Annotated in this window: 16 protein-coding genes; 9 read left to right on the forward strand and 7 right to left on the reverse strand. The window is 61.2% G+C overall.

The genetic code is table 11. The features are described 5' to 3' along the window. Nucleotide 1 precedes the first annotated feature (1 nt). The 4 genes from BMZ10_RS27180 (at nucleotide 2) to BMZ10_RS27195 (ending at nucleotide 5,035) form a co-directional block, all read left to right on the forward strand. Nucleotides 2-1,042, forward strand: a complete 1,041-nt coding sequence (locus BMZ10_RS27180; RefSeq protein ID WP_093469885.1) for an acyltransferase family protein — start codon at nucleotides 2-4, stop codon at nucleotides 1,040-1,042. Between the two features lie 99 nt (nucleotides 1,043-1,141). Continuing rightward, nucleotides 1,142-2,365 carry a glycosyltransferase family 4 protein gene (locus BMZ10_RS27185; RefSeq protein ID WP_093469888.1) on the forward strand — a complete coding sequence of 408 codons (1,224 nt, stop codon included), beginning with the start codon at nucleotides 1,142-1,144 and terminating at the stop codon, nucleotides 2,363-2,365. Nucleotides 2,366-2,378: 13 nt separating this feature from the next. Next, complete coding sequence (locus tag BMZ10_RS27190) at nucleotides 2,379-3,791, forward strand: undecaprenyl-phosphate glucose phosphotransferase (RefSeq protein WP_093469890.1); 1,413 nt, start codon at nucleotides 2,379-2,381, stop codon at nucleotides 3,789-3,791. A 161-nt stretch (nucleotides 3,792-3,952) separates the two neighbouring features. Then, a complete protein-coding gene (locus tag BMZ10_RS27195; RefSeq protein ID WP_093469893.1) occupies nucleotides 3,953-5,035 on the forward strand; it encodes a polysaccharide biosynthesis/export family protein in 1,083 nt (360 codons plus the stop codon). 15 nt (nucleotides 5,036-5,050) lie between these two features. Here BMZ10_RS27195 and BMZ10_RS27200 read toward each other — a convergent pair whose 3' ends face one another. Beyond that, on the reverse strand, nucleotides 5,051-5,323 hold the full coding sequence (locus tag BMZ10_RS27200; protein ID WP_093469896.1) for a hypothetical protein: 273 nt from the start codon (nucleotides 5,321-5,323) through the stop codon (nucleotides 5,051-5,053). Nucleotides 5,324-5,431: 108 nt separating this feature from the next. On the opposite strand from BMZ10_RS27200, the gene ssuE reads away from it, so the two are divergent. Then, nucleotides 5,432-6,013 carry an NADPH-dependent FMN reductase gene (ssuE, locus tag BMZ10_RS27205; protein WP_093469898.1) on the forward strand — a complete coding sequence of 194 codons (582 nt, stop codon included), beginning with the start codon at nucleotides 5,432-5,434 and terminating at the stop codon, nucleotides 6,011-6,013. 81 nt (nucleotides 6,014-6,094) lie between these two features. Here the strand turns inward: ssuE and BMZ10_RS27210 are convergent, their stop codons facing one another. From BMZ10_RS27210 to BMZ10_RS27220, 3 genes are all read right to left on the reverse strand, one after another. Next, nucleotides 6,095-6,370 carry a hypothetical protein gene (locus BMZ10_RS27210; protein ID WP_093469901.1) on the reverse strand — a complete coding sequence of 92 codons (276 nt, stop codon included), beginning with the start codon at nucleotides 6,368-6,370 and terminating at the stop codon, nucleotides 6,095-6,097. A gap of 204 nt (nucleotides 6,371-6,574) precedes the next feature. Then, a complete protein-coding gene (locus BMZ10_RS27215) occupies nucleotides 6,575-7,945 on the reverse strand; it encodes a GntT/GntP/DsdX family permease (RefSeq protein ID WP_093469904.1) in 1,371 nt (456 codons plus the stop codon). Nucleotides 7,946-8,282: 337 nt separating this feature from the next. Next, a complete protein-coding gene (locus BMZ10_RS27220; protein WP_093469907.1) occupies nucleotides 8,283-9,167 on the reverse strand; it encodes a LysR family transcriptional regulator in 885 nt (294 codons plus the stop codon). A gap of 249 nt (nucleotides 9,168-9,416) precedes the next feature. Between BMZ10_RS27220 and BMZ10_RS27225 the strand changes: the two genes are divergently transcribed. The 3 genes from BMZ10_RS27225 (at nucleotide 9,417) to BMZ10_RS27235 (ending at nucleotide 12,626) form a co-directional block, all read left to right on the forward strand. Further along, the gene (locus tag BMZ10_RS27225; RefSeq protein WP_093469911.1) at nucleotides 9,417-10,118 is read left to right on the forward strand and encodes a CoA transferase subunit A; all 702 of its coding nucleotides are present in this window, start codon (nucleotides 9,417-9,419) and stop codon (nucleotides 10,116-10,118) included. A 145-nt stretch (nucleotides 10,119-10,263) separates the two neighbouring features. Further along, entirely contained in the window at nucleotides 10,264-10,920 is a 657-nt protein-coding gene (locus BMZ10_RS27230; RefSeq protein ID WP_093469914.1) for a CoA transferase subunit B, read from the forward strand. A gap of 287 nt (nucleotides 10,921-11,207) precedes the next feature. Further along, nucleotides 11,208-12,626 carry a short-chain fatty acid transporter gene (locus BMZ10_RS27235; RefSeq protein ID WP_093469918.1) on the forward strand — a complete coding sequence of 473 codons (1,419 nt, stop codon included), beginning with the start codon at nucleotides 11,208-11,210 and terminating at the stop codon, nucleotides 12,624-12,626. 51 nt (nucleotides 12,627-12,677) lie between these two features. Here the strand turns inward: BMZ10_RS27235 and BMZ10_RS27240 are convergent, their stop codons facing one another. Next, nucleotides 12,678-13,166 (reverse strand): MarR family winged helix-turn-helix transcriptional regulator, encoded by a 489-nt coding sequence (locus BMZ10_RS27240; protein ID WP_093469921.1) that lies wholly within the window; start codon nucleotides 13,164-13,166, stop codon nucleotides 12,678-12,680. A 150-nt stretch (nucleotides 13,167-13,316) separates the two neighbouring features. Between BMZ10_RS27240 and BMZ10_RS27245 the strand changes: the two genes are divergently transcribed. Next, on the forward strand, nucleotides 13,317-14,888 hold the full coding sequence (locus BMZ10_RS27245; protein ID WP_177182241.1) for an MFS transporter: 1,572 nt from the start codon (nucleotides 13,317-13,319) through the stop codon (nucleotides 14,886-14,888). Here the strand turns inward: BMZ10_RS27245 and BMZ10_RS27250 are convergent. Together BMZ10_RS27250 and BMZ10_RS27255 are read right to left on the reverse strand one after the other, a co-directional pair. Further along, nucleotides 14,876-15,202 (reverse strand): antibiotic biosynthesis monooxygenase family protein, encoded by a 327-nt coding sequence (locus BMZ10_RS27250; RefSeq protein WP_093469925.1) that lies wholly within the window; start codon nucleotides 15,200-15,202, stop codon nucleotides 14,876-14,878. The two genes, BMZ10_RS27245 and BMZ10_RS27250, sit on opposite strands and share 13 nt — an antisense overlap. After that, a complete protein-coding gene (locus BMZ10_RS27255; RefSeq protein ID WP_093469929.1) occupies nucleotides 15,199-15,930 on the reverse strand; it encodes a CTP synthase C-terminal region-related (seleno)protein in 732 nt (243 codons plus the stop codon). Before BMZ10_RS27255 ends, BMZ10_RS27250 begins: the two co-directional genes overlap by 4 nt. Between the last annotated feature and the right edge of the window lie 32 nt (nucleotides 15,931-15,962).

Here is a 15,962-nt window from a genome sequence, read left to right on the forward strand (position 1 = left end):
CATGAATCGCCTGGCTTATCTCGATGCGCTACGCGGCATCGCCGCCTTGTTGGTGGTCTTCACCCATTTGTTCGTGCCGGTCGTTAACCACGTCTGGGTGTTCGACAACCTGATCGATCCCGGAAAACTGGGCGTGCTGTGGTTTTTCATGATCAGCGGCGTGGTGATTCCGTACAGCCTCAAGCCGGTTGCGGACGGCGCCCAGCGGTTTCTGATCTCGCGCTTCATGCGCTTGTACCCGGCCTACTGGCTTTCACTTTTACTGTTTGTGTTGATGCTCAAACTCAGCGGGGCGACGTTGCCGTCCTGGCCGCAGATCGTGGCGAACCTGACGATGGTACAGGCGGCACTGGGCTTTGATGATGTCGTCGGGCTGTACTGGACGCTGTTCATCGAGCTGGTGTTTTACGCACTGTGCCTGGCGCTTTTTCTGGCCGGCAAGCTGTACGACCTGGTGTTTCGCGCGCGCTGCTCGCTGGCGTTTCTGCTGCTGGGTCTGGCGATGGCCGCGGTGCGCGAAGTGACCGAACGCAAGCTGCCGGTGGCCTTGCCGCTGGCCTTGTCGCTGATGTTTTTCGGCTCAGTCTGGCGCCAGTGGCTGCTCGCCGAACACAGCCCGGCGCTGACCCGACAGCTGAAAATGCTTTTGATCGGATTCGCGGTGTTGCTGCCGCCAACCCTGATCATGGCTTACAACAGAGACATGGGCGCCGGGGAAACCTGGGGCCGCTATTGCTTCACCTACGCCGTGGCCATCAGCAGTTTTCTGTTGCTGACCCGCAGCGTGCGCCTGGACCACCCCGCGCTGGTGTGGTTGGGCGCGGTGAGTTACTCGCTGTACCTGCTGCATCCATCGATGGGCATGCTCAGTGAATTACTGCTGGGCAAGACCGGAGCGTCGGCGCTGGTGATCGCGCTGTGCGCCACGCTGTTGACACTGGGCGCCGCTCACCTGTGCTTTCGCTATATCGAACATCCCTTCATCCAGCTTGGAAAACGCCTCAACAATCGCAAAGCCAAGACGCAGCCGATCAGCGTCTGAAGTAGCGCCTGCGCAAATGGAAAGGCTTTGAGAACACCCCTGCGAGCTTCGCTCGATGTGCCGGGTTTCCTTCAGCCGTTAATGCAGAGAAGAATTCCAATGAAAATAGCAATCGTCCACGACTGGCTGGTGACGTATGCCGGTGCCGAAAGGGTTTTGGCATCGTTGATCAAAATCTGGCCCGAGGCGGATCTGTTCTCCGTCATCGACTTCCTCAGCGATCAGGACCGCGCGCAACTGGGCGGCAAGGTCGCCAAGACCACCTTCATTCAGCGCCTGCCCAAGGCACGCACCAAATATCAGCGCTACCTGCCCCTGATGCCGATGGCCATCGAGCAACTGGACCTTTCCGGTTACGACCTGATCATCAGCAGCAGCCACGCCGTGGCCAAAGGCGTGCTGTGCGGGCCTGACCAGCTGCACATCAGCTACGTGCATTCGCCGATCCGCTATGCCTGGGATCTGCAGCATCAATACCTCAAAGAGGCCAACATGAGCATGGGCTTCAAAGGCAAGGTCGCGCGGATGATCCTGCACTACATGCGCATGTGGGATCAGCGCACCGCCGCCGGCGTCGATGACTTCATCGCCAACTCGCACTTCATCGGCGCGCGCATCACCAAGTCTTATCGTCGCGAATCCACCGTCATCTATCCACCTGTGGACACCCGTGGCTTCACCCTGCAGGAAGACAAGCAGGACTACTACTTCACGGCCTCGCGCATGGTCCCGTACAAGCGCATGCCGATGATCATCGAAGCCTTCGCAGCCATGCCGGACAAGCGTCTGGTGGTGGTCGGCGAAGGCCCGGAAATGGAAAAAGCCAAAGCCGTCGCCGCCCATGCGCCGAATGTCACGCTGCTGGGTTTTCAGCCGTTCGCGGTGCTGCAGCAGCACATGAGCAATGCCAAGGCGTTCGTATTCGCAGCCGAAGAAGACTTCGGCATCAGCCCGGTAGAAGCGCAAGCCTGCGGCACGCCGGTCATTGCCTTCGGCAAGGGTGGCGTGCTGGAAACCGTCTGCGGCCTGGACCATCCGCAACCGACTGGCGTGTTCTATCCGGAACAGACCGTGCCCTCGCTGATGGCCGCCATCGAGACCTTCGAGGCCAACCGCTCGCGCATCACCGCTCAGGCGTGCCGGGCCAATGCCGAACGGTTCAGCGAAGCGCGCTTCGAGCTCGAAATGCGCCAGTTCGTCGAAGTGCGCCTGGCCGCGGCGCGCCAGCCCCGTCATCCGGTGCCGATCCGGACCATTCAGATCAGCCCCGCGCTGGTCGCCAACGAACTCTCCGCCCGCGTTGTTCCGATCAAATCCGTCTGAGCGAGCCTTGAACATGAGCACACCATTACGCGGCATCCTGCACGCTCATCAGTCATCGCTGTCCGTTGCCCATCGCCTGCTGGATCTGGCGGTCATCGCCGTCGGCGGTTATGGCATCAATGTGTTGACCGGCGTGCCGATGGGCACTGAAGCCTGGATGCAGATCCTGCTGGCGACCGTGGCGTTTCACTGGCTGGCGGAATACCACCAGTTGTACGGCTCCTGGCGCGGGGAACGCATCCTGCGCGAGGTGCTGAAGGTGGCCAATTACTGGGGCCTGGCGTTCGTCCTGCTGCTGTTCGTCGATTACATGCTGCTGCAACCGGACGACCTCGCCAATGACAGTCAGATGGCATGGTTCGCTACGGTGCTGGTTGGGCTGTGCGGGTATCGGCTGGCGATTCGCAGCCTGCTTCATGCGCTGCGCAGCCACGGTTTCAACACCCGCCGCGTGGCGGTGGTGGGCACCGGGCACTGCGGCGAGCGTCTGGCGATGTCGATCGAAAGCGCGCCGTGGATGGGCCTGAATCTGCTGGGCTTTTACGACGAGTCGCCGGAGCAGATGGACCTGGCGCGCATCGGTCGGCGCATTCCGGTGCTCGGCGATCTGGATCAACTGATTCAGGACGCCCGCGACGGCAAGATCGACAAGGTCTACATCACCCTCACGCTGGGCGCCCAGGCCCGGTTGCAGGAACTGATCAAAGGCCTGAGCGACACCACGGCGTCGGTGTACGTGATCCCGGATGTGTTCATGTTCGAGTTGTTGCATGCGCGCAGCGAAAGCATCAACGGCTTGCCCAGCATCAGCATTTTCGACTCGCCCATGGACGGCGCCTGGAGCATGGTCAAACGCATCGAAGACATCGTGTTGTCGAGCGTGATCCTGACCATGATCGCCCTGCCGCTGATGCTCATCGCCCTGGCGATCAAGCTCACATCGCCCGGCCCGGTGCTGTTCCGACAGCGTCGCTACGGGCTGGACGGACGACCGATCATGGTCTGGAAATTTCGCAGCATGAGCGTGCAGGAAAACGGCGACGTGGTGACGCAGGCCACTCGTAATGACAGTCGCATCACGCCGCTGGGGGCTTTTCTGCGACGCACCTCGCTCGACGAACTGCCGCAGTTCTTCAACGTGCTGCGCGGCGATATGTCGATCGTCGGCCCGCGCCCGCATGCCGTGGCGCACAACGAGCAATACCGCAAGCAAGTGTCCGGCTACATGTTGCGACACAAGGTCAAGCCGGGCATCACCGGCTGGGCGCAGATCAACGGCTGGCGTGGCGAAACCGACACGCTGGACAAGATGCAAAAGCGCGTGGAATTCGACCTGCAGTACATCGAGCACTGGTCGGTCTGGCTGGACATGAAAATCATCCTGCTGACGCTCTTCAAAGGCTTCGTCAACAAGAACGCTTTCTGAATAACGACATCTGCCAATGAAAAAAGACCGGGCCGGAGACGCTCGGCAGGAGGTGCATGGGTGTGTGAAAGAAGTTAATCCGCTGTTCGGTGTTGGTAAGGGATGCAACGAAATCACTGCGGTGCCAGTACGCACCTATTAGGATTAGAAGGAACATTCATATGAAAGTAACGTTAGCGGTAGTGCTGCTTTCCAGTCTCATTTTGCAAGGCTGCGCATTCGCCCCGGGTCAATACATGTCGCTCAGTGATGTCACGGACAAGGATCCGGACGGTCCGGATGTCACACTGGTCAATATCACGCCGACCACCCTTGCCCAGCAAGAGAAAAACGCCGCCGCGACGGCAAGACCCATCGCCCCTGAGTTGTTCACCTACAGGCCTTCGGAGTACATCGTCGGCCCTGGCGACACCCTGCTGGTGACAGTGTTCGAACACCCTGAACTGACCGCCCCCGGCTCGCAGGACCAGCTCGACGCCAACAGCCGCGAGGTACTGAACGACGGTACTGTGTTCTTCCCGTATGTGGGCCGCGTTCAGGCAGCGGGCAAGACCGTCGCCGAGATTCGCGAGCAACTGCGCATGGGCTTGCTGCCCCAGTACACCGAGGTCAAGGTCGACGTCAAAGTGCTGCGTTACAACAGCCGCCGCGTCTTGCTGTCCGGCTCGTTCAAGACCCCCGGCCCGCAACCGATCACCAACATTCCGCTGACACTGGTGCAGGCTATCAGCCAGGCCGGGCTCGATCTGACTGACGCCAACCTGGCCGGACTGACCCTGCGTCGCGATGGCAAGGATTACGTCATCGACGTCGACGCGCTCAACCGCAAGGACTCGCAGCTGAGCAAGATTTACCTCAAGGACGGCGACTACTTGCACCTGAACAGCAACTCGAAGAACAAGATCTACGTGCTCGGCGAGGTTCAGCGTCCGCAAGTGATTTCCTTCAGCACCACCAGCGTCACCCTGCTCGAAGCGCTCGGCACCTCGGGCGGTCTGAGCCCGGACGCGGCTGATGGCGAAGCGGTGTATGTGATCCGCGCGATGGAGGGTAACCGCGCCGCCACGGTGTATCACCTGAATGCCAAGAAGCCGACCAGTTATGCGCTGGCCAAGGGTTTCGAGCTGGCGGCGCAGGACGTGGTCTTCGTCGGCCCTGCGAACATCACTCGCTGGAGCCGTTACGTGAGCCAACTGCTGGGTTCGAACAACCTCATCCAGACCGGTGCCATGTTCCGGAACTGACGCCGGCCGCAAGCTTCATGCGGACAGCTGAAAGCAAAAACACAATCCTCGCAGCGGCCGGCTGCGGGGATTTTTTTTGCCCGGCATCCGGCAATCGAATTCGCTCGGGCGCGGAAAAGCATCAGGCCTGGCCTGCGCGCAATCGCCGTTCAAGTGTTGCCCACGCAACAGTCGATCAACAGATACCCCGTTACAGGTCAGCTCGGCCGGCTTGAGCACGCTGCGCGAATTCAGGCGCGACACCCGGTTTCGCAGGCCGTCGGATACATTGATGACGCTGGCACGCATGCTGCTTTGAAGCTGTCATAAGGGTCTATCCGCCCCATCACCATCGCGTTACTCGCGGCCTGCACGGTGCTGATGCACCTCGGGTGACTGACCCCAAGGAATCAAGGCATGTTGGTAGTTTCAATTTCAGGCAGTCCTTCGACCCGCTCGCGCTCCGGTGTGGTACTCAAGCACGCCGCGCAGTGGCTCAAGGATCGCGGCGTCGATGTGAAGAGCGTGCGCATTCAGGATTTCAACGCCGAGGATCTGCTGTACGCCCGCTTCGACAGCCCCGAAGTGGTCGCCTTCATCGAGGCCGTTGCCAAGGCTGACGGCCTGCTGATCGGCACGCCGGTGTACAAGGCGTCGTTTTCCGGCGCGCTGAAAACCCTGCTCGATCTGCTGCCGGAACGCTCCCTGCACGGCAAAGTGGTACTGCCGCTGGCGACAGGCGGCAGCATCGCGCACATGCTGGCGGTGGATTACGCGCTGAAACCGGTGCTGTCCGCGCTCAAATGCCAGGAAGTGCTGCACGGCGTATTCGCCATCGACAGCCAGATCAGCTACGGCGAGAACGAACTGGGGGGAGAACTGGACGAATTGCTGACCCAGCGTCTGCACGACGGGCTTGAGCATTTTCATCTAGGGCTGCAACACCGGATGAATGCGCGCCACAAGGAAGCAGGCGGGCATTTGAAGCTGGCGTTGTAAGCGCTGATCGTCTACGGACGGACTCGTGAAGAGTCCTCGTCGTCTTGAAGGGTCGAACCGGGAAGTGTCGCGGCTGGCGCCTTAACCCTGGCGGGCCGGCGATGCCGTGCTGACTTCAGCGCTGACTTCACCCCGGTTATCGAACTCACGGGCCCGTTGCATCTGAGGCTGCGCCATCAGCTGGGCTTTGCGAATCTGGTATTCGTCGTATGACAGACCGCGACGGTTCAAGTCTTCGAGGGCCAGCTGGTGGGTTTCCTCAGCGGTGTAAGGACGCAATTCGGGGTGATTGCCAGCGGCACAGCCTGAGAGAACGGCGGCTGAAAGCAACATGGCGAGGGCAAGAAGACGGTTCATGGGAGCCTCCATTCGGCTCGTTTCTGGAATGAAGCCAAGGCTACGCCCCGGCCCTTTCCAGCAGAAATCAGTCGTCTTGATAGTCGGTATCGGCTGCGCAAACGGTTAGAACTGCTGTTCGCGCGTTCTCCTGTGATTGTCTTCTGGTTGTTCTCTGGCAGAACACCCGCGTCCTTGCGGGATCTGTGACCGCAATAGAAAGGTTTACACCAACCAATGCCACAGCAGCGATGTGCCGATCAGGCCGACAACCGATACGATGGTCTGCAGCACCGACCAGACCCAGAGGGTCTGCTTCAGCTGCAAGCCGAAATACTCGCGGACCATCCAGAAGCCCGCATCGTTGACGTGGCAGAAGAACACCGAACCCGCCCCGATCACCAACGCAACCAATGACGCTTCGACTGGCGCAAGACCGGCCATCATCGGCGCAAGAATGCCCGCAGTAGTGGTCGTCGCGACCGTCGCCGAACCTGTCGCCTGACGCAGCGCGACCGCGATCAGCCATGCCAGCAACAGGTACGGCATGTGCGCGCCCTCGGCCACCTTACTGATAGTCTGACTGACGCCGGCATCGAGCAGCGTCTGTTTCAGGCCACCACCGGCACCGATCGTCAGCAACAGCACGGCAATCGGCGCCAGGCTTTTACGCAGCGTGTTGCCCACCCGCTCGCGGGAAATGCCATTGGCCCAACCCAGGCAGACCGTCGCCGCCAGCACGGCAATGCCCAACGCCACCAGTGGCTCGCCGAGAAACTTCAGCGCCAGCGCCGTGTTGCTTTCCGGTTCCATGGCCACCTTGGCCAGCGTGCTGCCGAGCATCAGGATGACCGGCAGCAGAATGATCAACAGCGAAATCCCGAAACCCGGCTGGCGGGTCACGTTGGGCTTGGCCGAGAACAGCTCACCCAGTTCTGCCGGCGCTTCAATGTGCAGCCGCCTGGACAGCCAGTTGCCATAGAGCGGACCGGCGAGGATCACCGCCGGCACCGCAATGCAGAAGCCCAGCAACATCGTCAATCCGAGATCGGCGTGCAACGCACTCACTGCAATCAAGGGGCCTGGATGCGGAGGCATCAGGGCGTGAAGCGTGGTCATGCCGGCCAGCGCCGGAATGGCGATCTTGAGCAGCGGCTGGCCCGACTGCCGTGCCATGACGAAGATGATCGGCACCATCATCACCAGGCCCACTTCGAAGAACAGCGGCAGGCCGATGACCATTGCCACCAGCGCCATGACCCACGGCAATGTCTTGCCCTTGCCAAGTCCTAGCAGGGTCGAGGCGATGCGATCAGCGGCACCTGACTCGGCCATCAGCGCGCCGAGCATCGCGCCCAGCGCAATGATGATCCCCGCTTCCCCAAGAATCCCGCCCGCGCCCTTGCTGAACGCTTTCGCCACAGCCTCCGCCGGCAATCCTGCGCCTATCCCTGCGATGAAAGTCCCCACCAGAATCGACAGAAATGGCGGAAGTTTGGTAGCGCTGATCAGCACGATAATCGTGGCAATGGCGATCAGGCAGCAGATGATCAGACGGGTGTCATGGAACACCCACGCAGCAGACGACAAATCCAATGCGGAACCCCTTATCGTTCGATTCTTATTGAAAGATGATCTGAAACAATTTGTTTCAGATGGCCAAACGATACCGGATGCGGCAAGACGTCGCAGTGATTTTTTCGCAGAAAGTGGCCGAAACGGCCTGCCATTCATCCATTCATCTAAATGAATCTGCGTCTGCACCGGCCTCTTCCCGGCTAAGCCGGTCCCACAGGCGCCACAAGTTTTTCCGTAGGACCGGCTTCAGCCGGGAACGCGTCGGGTGTCACATCGTCGAGAGAAAGGTGCGTTGAAGACCGTTGCTCACGCCCATAGAAACCGCAGTGTCACCCGTGAATGAAGGGTCGCCAGATCACGCTTGCGCGCATTCGATCAACACGTCGCGCAATGCCTGCGCCGCCGCCGAGAGTTTGTGATCGACCTGGGTCATCAGTCCGATCCGGCGTTCGATGCGCGGGCCTTCCAGTGCGATGCACCGCGCGCCCAGTTCTTCCATCTGGCTGATGCACAACGACGGCACGGCGCTGACGCCCAGGCCGTTGGCAACCATGCGCCCGACCGTCGAAAGCTGATGGCTTTCGAACGCCACCGACAATTTGCCGTGTTGCGTGTGCAGATCCTGTTCGAGCAGCAGCCGCACCGCCGATGGCCGCTGAAGGGTGATGAAGTCGTGACGCAACAGCTCGTCCCATGCCACTACGCCGCGTTCGGCCAATGGCGAATCCATCGGCACCACCGCCACGAAGCGATCCATGTAGAACGGGGTGAACGTCAGGTTGTTGCTCGACTCCGGCTCGAACCCGACACCCAGCTCGACCCGTCGATGGTCTAGCATCTCAAGCACCTGTTCGTTGATGACGTCATGCACGGCGACGTTGACCCGCGGATAACGCTCGCGAAAAACCTTGAGTGCGATCGGCAGCAGATTGCCTGCAAACGACGGCATGGCTGCGATGGTGACCTTGCCCATCTGCAACGTGAAACGCTGACGCAGCAGCTCTTCGGTGTTGTCCCAGTCGGCCAGCAGCTGTCGGGCCAGCGGCAACAAGGCCTCGCCTTCGGGCGTGAGGCTGACATTGCGTGTGGTGCGGGTCAGCAATTGGCCGCCCAGATCGTCTTCCAGCGCCTTGATGGTCAGGCTCAGCGCGGGTTGCGACAGATGCAGTCGCTCCCCTGCCTGGGCGAAGCTCAGGCACTGGGCAACGGCCAGAAACGCACGCAGCTGTTTGACGTTCATATATTTGGTTTGCTTATCAATCTATGAAAAAAACAAAATTAACAAATCACTGAGTGCGAGAGAAGATGCTGTGAACAACCTCAGGCAGCATGAGCACCTCACGGCGTAGGGAAGACAACGCAAGAACAGGCGAAAAGCGGAGCCCAGGCCCCTGAACGAGCCCGTTCGTAGCGCCGTGTTCTCATGCAGTGGCTTCAGGCGCCTGGCGACAGATTGTCGGACATAAATATAACAAGGCGGGATATCACCATGGCTGGACTCGATAAGCGAGTTGCAACTTACGAAGAAGCCCTTGCCGGGCTGACCGACAACATGACCGTGCTTTCCGGTGGCTTTGGTCTCTGCGGTATTCCGGAAAACCTCATTGCCGAAATCAAGCGCCGTGGCGTCAAGGGCCTGACCGTCGTCTCTAACAACTGCGGTGTCGACGGGTTTGGGCTGGGTATCCTGCTGGAAGACCGGCAGATCCGTAAGATGATCGCTTCCTACGTGGGTGAAAACGCACTGTTCGAGCGTCAGTTGCTCAGCGGCGAACTTGAAGTCGAACTCACGCCGCAAGGCACGCTGGCTGAGAAAATGCGCGCTGGCGGCGCCGGCATTCCTGCTTTCTACACCGCGACCGGTTACGGCACGCCTGTGGCTGAAGGCAAGGAAACGCGTCAGTTCAACGGGCGCAACGTCATCCTGGAAGAAGCCATCACCGGCGACTTCGCCATTGTCAAAGGCTGGAAAGCCGACCATTTCGGCAACGTGGTGTACCGCCACACCGCGCAGAACTTCAACCCGGTCGTGGCCACCGCCGGCAAGATCACCGTGGTGGAAGTCGAAGAAATCGTCGAACCCGGTGTCCTGCTGCCGACCGAGATCCACACGCCTGGCATTTACGTCGATCGCGTGATTCTGGGCACGTTCGAGAAGCGCATCGAACAGCGCACCGTCAAGAAAGCCTGACGCCTGCGGCCGGTCTTTGATCGACCGGCAGCATATTCATCCGAGGCAGGCCGGTTCGCCGGTCGCAACTGATGCAGGGGCACGCCCCGCGCCAGTTGCCTGCGACGGAATCGGTCACCGGACACAATAAAAGAGACCCAAGATCATGGCACTCTCCCGCGAACAAATGGCACAGCGCGTAGCGCGCGAACTGCAAGACGGCTTCTATGTGAACCTGGGCATCGGCATTCCAACCCTGGTTGCCAACTACGTACCGGAAGGCATCGACGTGATGCTGCAATCGGAAAACGGCCTGCTGGGCATGGGCGAATTTCCGACCGAAGAGACCATCGACGCCGACATGATCAACGCCGGCAAGCAGACCGTCACCGCGCGCAAAGGCGCGTCGATCTTCTCCTCGGCCGAATCGTTCGCGATGATCCGCGGCGGGCATGTCGACCTGACCGTGCTCGGCGCATTCGAGGTCGATGTCGAGGGCAACATCGCTTCCTGGATGATCCCCGGCAAACTGGTCAAGGGCATGGGCGGTGCGATGGACCTGGTCGCCGGTGCCGACAACATCATCGTCACCATGACTCATGCATCCAAAGACGGCGAATCGAAACTGCTGTCGCGGTGCAGCCTGCCGCTGACGGGCGCGGGCTGCATCAAGAAAGTGCTGACCGACCTGGCTTACCTCGAGATCGAGAACGGCGCGTTCATCCTGCGCGAAACCGCGCCGGGCGTGACCGTCGAGGAGATCATCGCCAAGACCGCCGGCAAACTCATCGTCCCGAACGATGTGGTCGAGATGAAGTTCTGAGCGCACTGAGTGAACGCGTTCCCCTGTAGGAGCGCGCTTGCCCGCGATCAAAGCCAGTCCATTCACCCACGCAGTGTCTGAACAATCGCTTTGCGGGCAAGCGCGCTCCTACAGGGTACGCGTCCGCCCGAGTCTGTCGTTACACCCGCGTCATATCGTTGTGCCATATTGCCTCTTCACCCGTGAAGGGGCTTTGCTGTATCTAGCGCCTGACTTTTCGCATCACTGCCAACACTAAAAACAGCTATTCGAATAGCACCTGACAATAACTCCAAGAGGTAGAAAACGTGGCCGCCGATATTGAAGAAAGCCGCTCCGCCCGATTTGCCCTGCGTTGTGCCAAGTGGGCAGAACGCTGGTTCCCCGACTCCTGGGTGTTCGCCGCCCTGGCAGTCGTCATCGTCACCCTGGCAACGCTGGCCATCGGTGCGAAACCGGCCGACACCGCCAAGGCGTTCGGCGACGGTTTCTGGAGCCTGATCCCCTTCACCATGCAAATGGCCTTCGTGGTCATCGGCGGCTACGTCGTCGCCAGCTCGCCTCCGGCGGTCAAGCTGATCGACCGCCTGGCGCGCATCCCCAAGAATGGCCGTTCGGCGGTCGCCTGGGTCGCGCTGATCTCCATGGTCGCCTCGCTGTTGAACTGGGGCCTGTCACTGGTTTTCGGCGGGCTGCTGGTACGCGCGCTGGCCCGTCGCACCGATCTGAAAATGGACTATCGCGCAGCCGGTGCTGCCGCCTATCTGGGTCTGGGCGCCGTGTGGGCGCTGGGCTTGTCGTCGTCGGCTGCACAGCTGCAGGCCAACCCGGCGAGTCTGCCGCCTTCGATCCTCGCGATCACCGGGATGATCCCGTTCACCCAGACCATCTTCCTGTGGCAGTCGGGCGTGATGCTGCTGGCGCTGGTGGTGATCTCGATCATCGTCGCCTACGCCACGGCACCTGGCCCGGCCAACGCCCGAGACGCCAAGGGATGCGGCGTGGATCCGGCGTTCAGCCTGCCGCCGCTGCCACCGCGCACCCGCCCTGGCGAGTGGCTGGAATACAGCCCGCTGCTGATCATTCTGATGGTGATTCTGGCGTCGGGATGGTTGTACAACGAGTTCAGCACCAAGCCTGCGATCACCGCGATTTCCGGCCTGAACACCTATAACTTCCTGTTCATCATGGTCGGTGCGCTGTTGCACTGGCGTCCGCGCAGCTTTCTGGATGCGGTCGCGCGCGCCGTGCCGACCACCACCGGCGTGCTGATCCAGTTTCCGCTGTACGGCTCGATTGCCGCACTGCTGACCACGGTCAAGGGTGGCGATGCACAAACCGTCGCGCATCACATCTCGACGTTCTTCACCAGCATCGCCTCCCACGACACGTACGCGCTGCTGATGGGCGTGTACTCGGCGATTCTCGGGTTCTTCATTCCGTCCGGTGGCGGCAAGTGGATCATCGAAGCGCCGTACGTCATGCAAGTGGCCAACGATCTCAAATACCACTTGGGCTGGGCAGTGCAGATTTACAACGCCGCCGAAGCCCTGCCGAACCTGATCAACCCGTTCTACATGCTGCCGCTGCTGGGCGTGCTGGGCATCAAGGCGCGTGATCTGATCGGGTTCTCGTTCGTGCAACTGCTGGTTCACACGCCGCTGGTGCTGTTCCTGCTGTGGGCGCTGGGCACGACGCTGGCCTACATCCCGCCAGTGATGCCGTAAAACGAGTACGCAGCAGGATTTGTTCCCCGCCTGCTGCAAACCTGGCGTCGATCACACCGGATCGGCGCCTTCATATTCGCCTGCTGCCACATCGATCAGTGCCTGGCGCAACACCACGGCACGTTCGGCGCCGTAGGTCTTTTCAAAACTGGCTTGCGCCTGCTGCCAGAGCGGCTGGGTTTCCAGCAATTTATCCATGCCCGCCCGCGTCAGGCTGACCAGGCGACTGCGCTTGTCCGCCGGATCCACCTGCACCTGCACCCACCCTTCGCGCTCCAGCGGCTTGAGGTTCTGCGCCAGCGCTGAACGGTCGATCAGCAGCAAAGCCGCCAGTTCCGACATGCTCGCCACCTCGCAGCGGGCGATCTGCATCAGGATCGAGCGCTGGGTCGAACGCAGGCCCGATGGCGCGAGCAATGCGTCGTACAGCAAGGTGATGCGTCGGGTCGCCTTGCGCAGGTAAGTGGCATGGCAGGTCGCTTGTGGCGGGATGTTCAGGCCCTCCGGTACCGCGACGCCGCGTTTCTGTCTGTCGTTCATGAACCTTCCTTCAAGCCATGGGCGGACGCACCGGTCCGGCACACGATCGTGCTTTCAAAAATATGCCTTGACCAATGCTGGCATATCCCCGCAAATTGAAAAAGGAGCATATACCGCTAATTGGTAGATTGCAGGTCATCGAGACTGGAAATGAGCACCGAACATCTGTCGCCCGCCGAGGGCTTGCACCGAATCCTGATCCTGCTGTGCGTGTCGGTTCCGTCCTTCATGATCAACCTGGACTCCAATATCGTCGCGGTTTCGCTCTCCTCCATCGCCCAGTCACTGCATGCCGACTTCGCCGACATCGAATGGGTGATCAGCGCCTACACGCTGACCTTCGCATCCTGCGTCATGCCGGCCGGCGCACTCGCCGATCGATACGGGCGTAAACGCATGCTGCTGATCGGCCTGAGCGTGTTCACCGGCGCCTCCCTGATCTGTGGCGCAGCGGGCGATGTGCTGCTGCTCAACAGCGCGCGGGCGCTGCAGGGCGTCGGCGCGGCGATCTTGCTGAGTTCGGCGCTGGCCACGTTGTCCCATACCTTCCGCGGCGCACATCGGGCCAGAGCCTTTGCCTTCTGGGGTTCGGTCATCGGCATCGCGACCTCGCTGGGGCCGGTGGCCGGCGGGTTCATCACTCAGCATTTCGGCTGGCAATGGGTGTTCTACATCAACATCCCGATCGGCGCCGCGATGTTCGCGCTGACCCTTTACGCCGTCGATGAGTCACGCGATCCGCACGCACGCAAGGTCGACGTGCCGGGCTCATTGACGTTTTCCAGCAGCCTGTTTCTGGTGACGCTGGCACTGATCACCGGCAACCACGAGGGCTGGGCCAGCAACGGGATTGTTCTGGAATTCGCCTGCTCCGGCACGCTGTTCGCGCTGTTCCTGCTGGTGGAAACCAGGCAGCAACGTCCGATGCTCGACCTGAGCTTCTTCCGCCGGCCTACCTACATCGGCGCCAATATCGCAGGGCTGGCCTATGCCGGCGGTCTGCTGACCATGTTCACCTACTTGCCGATCTACTTTCAGAGCGGCCTGGGCCTGAGCCCGCAGAAAGCCGGACTGCTCATGCTGCCCATCGCCCTGCCATTGTTCATTGTGCCGCGCATTGTCGCCACCTGGCTGACACACCGTTTCAGTGGCCGGGCATTGCTGACGGTCGGCCTGGCGATTATTGGCGTCGGCCTGTCATGGCTGGCGATGCAAGCGCTGCAATTCGATTACGCGTCCATGTCGGCAGGGCTGCTGATCGCGGGAGTCGGCGCGGGCATTCTCAACGGCGAGACCGCCAAGGTGAGCATGTCGGTGATTCCGCCCGAGCGTGCCGGCATGGCGTCCGGCGTCTCCGGTACGGTGCGATTCAGCGGCATCGTCGTGGGGTTTGCAGCGCTGGGCGCGATTCTGTTCTCACGCGTCTCGGCGACCCTTGCCGAAGGTTTGCCGCCGGGTTCCAATATTGACCCCGTGGCACTCACGCGCAGCATCGCTGCTGGGGATCTGTCCGCAGGCCAAGAGGAGATGTTTCCCGGCATCGACCTGCATGGACTGGCGCTGCACAGTTTTGGCAGCGGCTATCAGGCGATCCTGTTGGTTGGCGCCGCAATCGCCTTCAGCGCGGCGCTGCTGACCTGGCTGCTGGTGCGCAGCAGCGACACCGCGCCGACGCCACGTCATGCCAGCAGCGCCAGCGCCGTTGCGCCTCAGGTGGAATAGCGGTAATCACGCTCGATTTTGCTCACCCGCGTGGTGCAGCTGTGGTACCACGTCGAGCGACCCCGCTCACGAATCGCACGGTGCTCAGGGTGTTGCTTCCAGGCCAGAATCGCCTCCTCGCTCGACCAGTAGGAGACGGTGATGCCAAGCCCGTCTTCACCCCGCGCCGACTCCACGCCGAGGAAACCCGGCTGCTCGCGCACCCGATCAAGCATCCGCAACGCCGCTCGCTCATAACCCTCGTCGTCCGCGGACGTGCGCACCGAGGTGAAGATCACCGCGTAATACGGTCGGTCGAAGGTATCAGTGATCATCGGGTTGCCCTCAAGGCCGCACAGGCCATGACAAATGCCTTGACCAGCGGCGGCGTCGTGGCCGCCCCGATGTCGCTTGCCAACGCTGCGCGTTCAGGCTGGAACAGCGTGGCGAGGAAGAATGGATGGTCATCCCGTTCAATCGCCCGAACCTCGTCGTCGGCGTCGTAGCCGCACACCTTCAGCGGGCCGGCGAACATTGCGGCCTTCAGCGACTTGCGCAAACCGTAACGGCAGCGGTAGCGCTCCCGGGTTTCCTGCGCGCCATAAGCCTGGGCGATGCGCGAACCCGGCAGCAGCCGGATCGGCGCGAACGCTTCCACCAGCGAACAGCTCAGCGGCGTGATGATCGCCTGCTCGGAATCCGGCGCTGTCTCGGCGTGCTCGGCGTCCGTCCAGCCCAGCTCATTGCGTGCGTACTCGAGCAAGGCATGCTGAAAGCCGCCGCAGGTGCCTAAGAACGGCACGCGCCGGGTGCGAGCGAAACCGATGGCGGTCAGCGCGCCGTTCAGGTCGCGATAAGGGCTGGCCGGTACGCACCAGATGCCATCGAAGGCCTCTAACAACGCGCCTTCAGCCACCTCTGGAGTCGGCACCCATTGATACGTCAGACGCGTCCCTGACTCCGCCGCGACCCTGTCCAGCGCGACCGCAATGGCCTGATGCGCAGGTACGTGCGCGTCGTAATCGCCGACCAATGCAATGCGAATAGCCTGTTGCTGCTCCATGACCGTTCCTTGATGTCAAAACGCTTTGCCGT

Source organism: Pseudomonas sp. NFR16 (assembly GCF_900108875.1).
Taxonomy (GTDB): Bacteria; Pseudomonadota; Gammaproteobacteria; order Pseudomonadales; family Pseudomonadaceae; genus Aquipseudomonas.

Excerpts from the sequence above, each read along its gene's own strand:
- BMZ10_RS27250 (WP_093469925.1), bottom strand. The coding sequence starts at position 15,202 with ATGATCACTGATACCTTCGACCGACCGTATTACGCGGTGATCTTCACC.
- ssuE (WP_093469898.1), top strand. The coding sequence starts at position 5,432 with ATGTTGGTAGTTTCAATTTCAGGCAGTCCTTCGACCCGCTCGCGCTCC.
- BMZ10_RS27220 (WP_093469907.1), bottom strand. The coding sequence starts at position 9,167 with ATGAACGTCAAACAGCTGCGTGCGTTTCTGGCCGTTGCCCAGTGCCTG.
- BMZ10_RS27210 (WP_093469901.1), bottom strand. The coding sequence starts at position 6,370 with ATGAACCGTCTTCTTGCCCTCGCCATGTTGCTTTCAGCCGCCGTTCTC.
- BMZ10_RS27195 (WP_093469893.1), top strand. The coding sequence starts at position 3,953 with ATGAAAGTAACGTTAGCGGTAGTGCTGCTTTCCAGTCTCATTTTGCAA.
- BMZ10_RS27225 (WP_093469911.1), top strand. The coding sequence starts at position 9,417 with ATGGCTGGACTCGATAAGCGAGTTGCAACTTACGAAGAAGCCCTTGCC.
- BMZ10_RS27230 (WP_093469914.1), top strand. The coding sequence starts at position 10,264 with ATGGCACTCTCCCGCGAACAAATGGCACAGCGCGTAGCGCGCGAACTG.
- BMZ10_RS27200 (WP_093469896.1), bottom strand. The coding sequence starts at position 5,323 with ATGCGTGCCAGCGTCATCAATGTATCCGACGGCCTGCGAAACCGGGTG.
- BMZ10_RS27255 (WP_093469929.1), bottom strand. The coding sequence starts at position 15,930 with ATGGAGCAGCAACAGGCTATTCGCATTGCATTGGTCGGCGATTACGAC.
- BMZ10_RS27180 (WP_093469885.1), top strand. The coding sequence starts at position 2 with ATGAATCGCCTGGCTTATCTCGATGCGCTACGCGGCATCGCCGCCTTG.
- BMZ10_RS27185 (WP_093469888.1), top strand. The coding sequence starts at position 1,142 with ATGAAAATAGCAATCGTCCACGACTGGCTGGTGACGTATGCCGGTGCC.
- BMZ10_RS27240 (WP_093469921.1), bottom strand. The coding sequence starts at position 13,166 with ATGAACGACAGACAGAAACGCGGCGTCGCGGTACCGGAGGGCCTGAAC.
- BMZ10_RS27190 (WP_093469890.1), top strand. The coding sequence starts at position 2,379 with ATGAGCACACCATTACGCGGCATCCTGCACGCTCATCAGTCATCGCTG.
- BMZ10_RS27245 (WP_177182241.1), top strand. The coding sequence starts at position 13,317 with ATGAGCACCGAACATCTGTCGCCCGCCGAGGGCTTGCACCGAATCCTG.